Annotated in this window: 5 protein-coding genes and 1 pseudogene; 3 read left to right on the forward strand and 3 right to left on the reverse strand. The window is 67.0% G+C overall.

What is annotated here, in order from left to right:
- Together IV088_RS02755 and IV088_RS02760 are read left to right on the forward strand one after the other, a co-directional pair.
- Nucleotides 1-2,931, forward strand: a 2,931-nt coding sequence (locus IV088_RS02755; RefSeq protein ID WP_291097447.1) for a DNA topoisomerase III, incomplete at its 5' end; no start/stop codon positions are given.
- Between the two features lie 17 nt (nt 2,932-2,948).
- A complete protein-coding gene (locus tag IV088_RS02760; RefSeq protein ID WP_291097449.1) occupies nt 2,949-3,599 on the forward strand; it encodes a glutathione S-transferase N-terminal domain-containing protein in 651 nt (216 codons plus the stop codon).
- Between the two features lie 132 nt (nt 3,600-3,731).
- On the opposite strand, the gene IV088_RS02765 is transcribed toward IV088_RS02760, so the two are convergent.
- The 3 genes from IV088_RS02765 to IV088_RS02775 all read right to left on the reverse strand — a co-directional run bounded on the left by IV088_RS02765 (nt 3,732) and on the right by IV088_RS02775 (nt 6,535).
- On the reverse strand, nt 3,732-5,201 hold the full coding sequence (locus tag IV088_RS02765) for a sensor histidine kinase N-terminal domain-containing protein (RefSeq protein WP_291097451.1): 1,470 nt from the start codon (nt 5,199-5,201) through the stop codon (nt 3,732-3,734).
- Between the two features lie 18 nt (nt 5,202-5,219).
- Nucleotides 5,220-5,888: a response regulator transcription factor gene (locus tag IV088_RS02770; RefSeq protein WP_291097453.1), complete on the reverse strand. Its 669-nt coding sequence runs from the start codon at nt 5,886-5,888 to the stop codon at nt 5,220-5,222.
- A 149-nt stretch (nt 5,889-6,037) separates the two neighbouring features.
- Nucleotides 6,038-6,535 (reverse strand): MarR family winged helix-turn-helix transcriptional regulator, encoded by a 498-nt coding sequence (locus IV088_RS02775; RefSeq protein WP_291097455.1) that lies wholly within the window; start codon nt 6,533-6,535, stop codon nt 6,038-6,040.
- A gap of 141 nt (nt 6,536-6,676) precedes the next feature.
- Here IV088_RS02775 and recA point away from each other — a divergent pair.
- Nucleotides 6,677-6,794 (forward strand): annotated as a pseudogene (gene recA, locus IV088_RS02780) (recombinase RecA); the annotation flags it as partial.

The raw sequence follows: 6,794 nt of genomic DNA on the forward strand, positions 1-6,794 counted from the left end.
ACCCTGGTCATTGCCGAGAAGCCATCCGTGGCCCAAGACATCGTGCGAGCGCTCACCCCGACAGCGGGCAAGTTCGAGAAACACGATGATCATTTTGAAAATGACACCTACGTGGTGACCTCGGCCGTGGGTCACCTGGTGGAGATCGCCGCGCCCGAGCAGTTCGACGTCAAGCGCGGCAAGTGGAGCTTCGCCCACCTGCCGGTGCTGCCGCCCTATTTCGAGCTCAAGCCGATCGACAAGACCAAGTCGCGCCTGTCGGCCGTGGTGAAACTGGCCAAGCGCAAGGACGTCAGCAAGCTCATCAACGCCTGTGACGCGGGCCGCGAGGGCGAGCTGATCTTCCGCCTGATCGAACAGTACGCCGGGGGCCTGAAGGGCGGTTCATATCAGACGCTGGGCAAGCCGGTGCAGCGCCTGTGGCTGCAGTCCATGACGCCGGCCGCCATCCGCGACGGTTTCGAGCACCTGCGCAGCGACCAGCAGATGCAGGGCCTGGCCGACGCCGCGCGCAGCCGCTCCGAGGCCGACTGGATGGTCGGCATCAATGGCACGCGCGCCATGACCGCCTTCAACTCGCGCGACGGCGGCTTCTTCCTCACCACCGTCGGCCGGGTGCAGACGCCCACGCTGTCCATCGTGGTCGAGCGCGAAGAACAGATCCGCGCCCACCGCAGCCGTGATTACTGGGAAATCCACGCCAGCTTCCTGGCCGAGGCCGGCGAATACCCCGGCAAGTGGTTCGACCCCGCCTTCAAGAAACCCACCGGCGACGATGCCGACGCCGACCTGCGCGCCGACCGCCTCTGGAACCAGCGCGAGGCGCTGGCCATCGTCGAGGCGGTGCGTGGCAAGGCCGCCAGCGTCACCGAAGAGAGCAAGCCCACCACGCAGGCCAGCGGCCTGCTGTACGACCTGACCAGCCTGCAGCGCGAGGCCAACGGCCGCTTCGGCTTCTCGGCCAAGACCACGCTGCAGCTGGCGCAGAGCCTGTACGAGCGCCACAAGGCCCTGACCTACCCCCGTACCGATTCGCGCGCCCTGCCCGAGGACTATTTGCCCACGGTGAAGCAGACCTTCGAGATGCTGGCCAGCAGCGGCATGAAACACCTGGCGCCGCACGCGCTGACCGCGCTCAACGGCGGTTACATCCGCCCGAGCAAGCGCATCTTCGACAACAGCAAGGTGTCGGATCACTTCGCCATCATCCCCACGCTCCAGGCGCCGAGCGGCCTGAGCGAAGCCGAGCAGAAGTTGTACGACCTGGTGGTGCGCCGCTTCCTGGCGGTGTTCTTCCCCAGCGCGGAATTCATGGTGACCACCCGCATCAGCAAGGTGCTCAACCACCACTTCAAGACCGAAGGCAAGGTGCTCGTGAAGCCGGGCTGGATGGCGGTGTACGGCAAAGAAGCCGCCGAGGATGTGGACGGCGCCAAGGAAGGCGACAAAGGCCAGAACCTGGTGCCGGTGCGCGAGGGAGAGACCGTGCGCACCGAATCGGTCGAGGCCAAGGGCCTGAAGACCAAGCCACCGGCCCGCTACTCGGAGGCCACGCTGCTCGGCGCCATGGAAGGCGCCGGCAAGCTGATCGACGACGACGAGCTGCGCGAGGCCATGCAGGAAAAAGGCCTGGGCACGCCCGCCACGCGCGCCGCCACCATCGAAGGTCTCCTGACCGAGAAGTACATGCTGCGCGAGGGCCGCGAGCTCATCCCCACGGCCAAGGCCTTCCAGCTCATGACGCTGCTGCGTGGCCTGGGCGTGGAAGAACTCTCCAAGGCCGAGCTCACCGGTGAGTGGGAGCACAAGCTGGCGCAGATGGAGCACGGCCAGCTCAGCCGCAGCGCCTTCATGGCCGAGATCGCGCAGATGACCGAGCGCATGGTGAAGAAGGCCAAGGAATACGACCGCGACACCATCCCCGGCAACTACGCCACCCTGCAGACACCCTGTCCGAATTGCGGCGGCGTGGTGAAGGAAAACTACCGCCGTTACGGCTGCACCGGCGCCGACGGCAACAGCGACGGCTGCGGGTTTTCGTTCGGCAAGTCACCGGCCGGCCGCACCTTCGAGCCCGAAGAAGCCGAACAGCTGCTGGCGACCAAGAAGATCGGCCCGCTGGAGGGCTTCCGCTCCAAGGCGGGCTGGCCTTTCGTGGCCGAGATCGTGATCAAGTTCAACGAAGAAGACCAGAACTGGAAGCTCGAATTCGACTTCGGCGACGACAAGAAGGGCGAGGAGACCGGCGAACTGGTGGATTTCACCGGCAGCGAGTCGCTCGGCGCCTGCCCCAAGTGCGGCGGCGCGGTGCACGAGCACGGCGCCAACTACGTGTGCGAGAAGTCGGTGCCCACCGACGCGCAGGCCACGCCGAGCTGCGACTTCAAGAGCGGCAAGATCATCCTGCAGCAGCCGGTGGCGCGCGAGCAGATGCACAAGCTGCTGGAAACCGGCAAGACCGACCTGCTCGACAAGTTCGTTTCCATGCGCACGCGCCGCGCGTTCAAGGCCTTCCTGGCCTGGGACAAGGAAGCGGGCAAGGTGAACTTCGAGTTCGCGCCATCCAAGTTCCCGCCGCGCAAGACGGCGGCCGGAGCGTCGGCCAAGGCTGCGCCCGCCAAGAAGGCCGCACCGGCGAAGAAAGCCGCAGCCAAGAAGACACCCGCGGTCAAAGCGCCCAAAGCTCCGCGCAAGACCACCGCCGCCAGCGGCAAGCTGCCCAGCGCCGCCCTGGCCGCGGTGATCGGCGCGGAGGCCGTGTCGCGCCCCGAAGCGGTGAAGAAGCTGTGGGACTACATCAAGGCCAACGGCCTGCAGGACGCGACCAACAAACGCAACATCAACGCCGACGCCAAGCTGGAGCCGGTGTTCGGCAAGCCGCAGGTCACGATGTTTGAAATCGCCGGCGTGCTGGGCAAACACCTCGGCTGATGTCAGGAGACACCGTCATGAGCCTCAAGTTGTATTTCGCCCCCGGCGCCTGCTCGTTCGTGCCGCACAGCCTGCTCGAACTGTCGGGCGCTGGATTTGAACCCGTCAGCGTGAAGCTGCACAAGGGCGAGCAGCGCTCGGCCGAGTACCTGGCGCTCAACCCGCGCGGCCAGGTGCCGGTGCTGGTGGACGGTGGCGAGGTGATCACCCAGATCGTCGCCATCCTGCTGCACCTGGACGCGAAGCTGCCCGAGGCCGGCATCCTGCCCGCTGGCGGCATGGCCCGCACGCGCGCGCTGTCCACGCTGGCCTGGATGAACAACACGGTGCACCCCACGTTCACCCACATCTTCATGCCGCAGAAGTTCACCGACGACGCAGCGGCGCAGCAGGTGATCCAGCGGTTCGCGGCGGACAGTTACCGCGGTCTGCTGGGCGAGATCGAGGCCCTGGCCGCGAACGCCGAACCCTGGCTGACGGGCGACCGACCGGGCGCGCTGGACGCGTATGCGCTCACGCTGCTGCGCTGGGGTGGCATCGCCGGCATCGACCCCACCGGCTTCACCGCCACCTGGGCCCTGGCCCAGCGTTATGCGGCGCTGCCTGCGGTGGCGAAGGCCATCGAGCGCGAGCGCCTGCAGCTCAATCTGTACCGGCATTCAGCCTGATCCACCCCCGCCGCGCTTCGCGCGACCCCCTCAAGGGGGCGGCACTGGCCGTCCGGCAGAGCTGGCCCGGCGGTGCCTTGGGCGGCATCGTTGCTTTCGCAGGCGTGGCGCTCCGGCGCCCTGGAAAATTGCTCATTCGTCGGCGGGTTTTCTGGCCGCAAAGCGGATGGCCACCCGCAAGCCGCGGCGGGGGCCTTCGGGGTGTGTGTCTTCCATCATGACCACGGCGCCGTGCTGCTGGGCGATCTCGTGCACGATCGCCAGACCGAGGCCGGAGCCGTCCACGTTGGTGCCCAGCGCGCGGTAGAAAGGCTGCAGCACCAGCGCTCGTTCGTTTTCGGGGATGCCCGGGCCGTTGTCCTCGACCTGGAGGATCTGCACGCCGCTGAACCGGTCGAACAGCACCCGGGCGGTCACGATGCCGCCCTGGCCCGAGTAGTTGATCGCGTTGTCGACCAGGTTGCGCGTCATCTCCTGCAACAGGGTCGGGTTGCCGTCCATCAGGCAGATCTCGGGCATCTCGTCGGGGCCTTCGTAGCCCAGGTCGATGCCGTGTTCCAGTGCCCGCGGCACCGAGTCCCTGACCACGTCGGTGACCAGTTTGGCCAGGTCGATCTGCGCGCTGGGCAGTGCCCGCCCCGTCGTTTCCGCACGGGCCAGGGCCAGCAGCTGGTTGACGGTGTGCGTGGCCCTGGAGCTGGAGCGGGCGATCTGCTGCAGCGACCCGCGAATCTCCTGCGGATCGGTTTCGCGCTGTGCCAGTTCCGCCTGCATGCGCAGCCCGGCCAGCGGCGTCTTGAGCTGGTGCGCCGCGTCGGCCAGAAAGCGCTTCTGCGTGGTGAGCGAGGTCTTCAGCCGCGTGAGCAGGTCGTTGATCGACGACACCAGCGGCGCCACCTCCTGCGGGATGAACGATTCCTCGATGGGGCTGAGGTCGTCGGGCTTGCGCGCGCGGATCTTCTGTTCCAGCTCGTTGAGCGGGCGGATGCCGCGCACCAGTGCCAGCCACACCAGCAGCACCGCCAGCGGCAGGATGACGAACTGCGGCACCATCACGCCCTTGATGATTTCGGTCGCCAGCGTCGATCGTTTGCCCTTGGTTTCACCCACCTGCATGAGCACCAGCTGTTTCGTCTCGGTGCCGCGCGACAGCCAGGCGTAGGCCACGCGCACCTCGTCGCCACGCACCATGTCGTCGCGCAACAGCACCCGGTCGGGTTCAGGCAGCTCGGGCTCGTTGGGCAAGGGGAAATCGCCTTCACCGCTGATGAGCTGGCCGCGGGCGTCCAGCACCTGGTAGTACACGAGGTCGCTGTCGTCGGCCCGCAGCAGGTCGCGGGCCTGGGGGGTGAGGTTGAAGCTGACCTTCTTGTCGGTGGCCACGACGAACTGCGTCAGTGCCTGCAGGTTGAACTCCAGCGCCCGGTCGAACGGCTTGGTGGCGATGCCCTGTGCCACGAACCACGTCAGCGCCAGCGACAGCGGCCACAGCAGCAGCAGCGGCGTGAGCATCCAGTCCAGGATCTCGCCGAACAGGCTGCGCTGCTCGCGCTGGAACAGGCCGAAGGAGATGCGCGCGCTGTCGTGTTGCTCGTCGGCCATGTCAGAGCGCAGCCGGTGTCAAATCTTCTCCAGGCAGTACCCGAGCCCGCGTACCGTGGCGATGCGGATCGGGCCCTTCTCGATCTTCTTGCGCAAGCGGTGGATGTAGACCTCGATGGCGTTGTTGCTCACCTCTTCACCCCACTCGCACAGGCGCTCGACCAGCTGGTCCTTGCTCACCAGCCGCCCAGCGCGCTGCAGCAGCACCTCGAGCAGGCCGAGTTCGCGCGCCGAGAGTTCGACCATCTTGCCGTCGATGGTGGCCACGCGCCCGGCCTGGTCGTACACCAGCGGGCCGTGTTTGATGGTGGAGCTGGCGCCGCCCATGCCACGGCGGGTGAGGGCGCGCACGCGGGCCTCGAGCTCCTGCAGCGAGAACGGCTTGGCCATGTAGTCGTCGGCCCCGTAGTCCAGGCCTTTGACGCGTTCCTCGATGCTGTCGGCCGCCGTCAGGATCAGCACCGGCAGCGACGAGCCGCGCGAACGCAGGCGCTTGAGCACCTCCAGGCCGTGCATCTTGGGCAGGCCCAGATCGAGGATCAGCAGGTCGAACTCGTTGTTCGTCATCAGCGCGGCGTCGGCCTCGCTGCCGCTGGCCACGTGGTCGACGGCGGCACCGGCCGCACGAAGCCCGCGCAACAGGCCATCGGCCAGGACGTGGTCGTCTTCGGCAATCAGGATGCGCATGCGGGTCTCCTATTGGCTGCGTGGACAGCCTGTTGTCTGGGGGGCACGGGGGTGAGAGGCGCGGTCTGACTCGTTCTGCAGGTCATTTTAGGCCGCCACGCGCCCGCCTTTCGCCGGACAAACCCGCGTGCCGGGCCGAGGCGCAGCGCTCAACTGCCATAGGCTTCCAGCCCCAGTGCCACCACGGTGGCCACGTCGTCACCCACCTGCGCGCGGAACTCGGCCTCGGCGCGCGCCACCGCCCCGCGGAAGGCCTCCAGCCAGAGCAGGCCGGTGGCGGTGAAGACGATGCGCCGCGCCCGCGCGTCCAGCGGGTCGGGCTCGCGCCGCACCAGGTCCCAGGCCTCGCACTGGCCCACCAGATCGCCCATGGACTGCTTGCTCATGCCCGCGCTCTGTGCCAGCTCGGTCAGGCGCGAGCCCTGCAGGCCCAGGTGGCGGGTGATGTGGACGTGGGCCGCGCCGATCTGCTCGCGCGCGGCGAGGTTCGAGAGCGCCAGCGGCACGTTCGGATCGTGCGCCATGAGGTACAGCACCCGCGCGTCAAAGCGGCGCAAGGCCAGACCCATCAATCGACCGAGGTGGGCGCTGCGCCAGCGGTCGTCCGGCGGGCTTTCGGGCACCTGCAACGTGGTTGGAATGGGCATCGGCAAATGATAAGGCAAACTGATCAATAAATCAGATGTTGTCGATGTATTTGGCGATAAACTGCTGTTCAAGCATCCAGCCTGTACGCAAAAACACATGCTGAAAGCGAACACCCACTCACCCGCTCAGGAGCACGTCACATGGACCCGATCAGCAAACCGAACCCCGTCAACGCCGAAAAAGCCAAGGCCTTGCAGGCCGCACTGGCCCAGATCGAAAAGCAGTTCGGCAAGGGCACCATCATGCGGCTGGGCGAAG

Origin of the sequence: Hydrogenophaga sp. (assembly GCF_018780075.1) — a bacterium.
Taxonomy (GTDB): Bacteria; Pseudomonadota; Gammaproteobacteria; order Burkholderiales; family Burkholderiaceae_C; genus Hydrogenophaga.

What these genes read in the sequence shown, in the direction of transcription:
- IV088_RS02770 (WP_291097453.1), bottom strand. Translation starts at nt 5,888, where the DNA reads ATGCGCATCCTGATTGCCGAAGACGACCACGTCCTGGCCGATGGCCTG.
- IV088_RS02760 (WP_291097449.1), top strand. Translation starts at nt 2,949, where the DNA reads ATGAGCCTCAAGTTGTATTTCGCCCCCGGCGCCTGCTCGTTCGTGCCG.
- IV088_RS02775 (WP_291097455.1), bottom strand. Translation starts at nt 6,535, where the DNA reads ATGCCCATTCCAACCACGTTGCAGGTGCCCGAAAGCCCGCCGGACGAC.
- IV088_RS02765 (WP_291097451.1), bottom strand. Translation starts at nt 5,201, where the DNA reads ATGGCCGACGAGCAACACGACAGCGCGCGCATCTCCTTCGGCCTGTTC.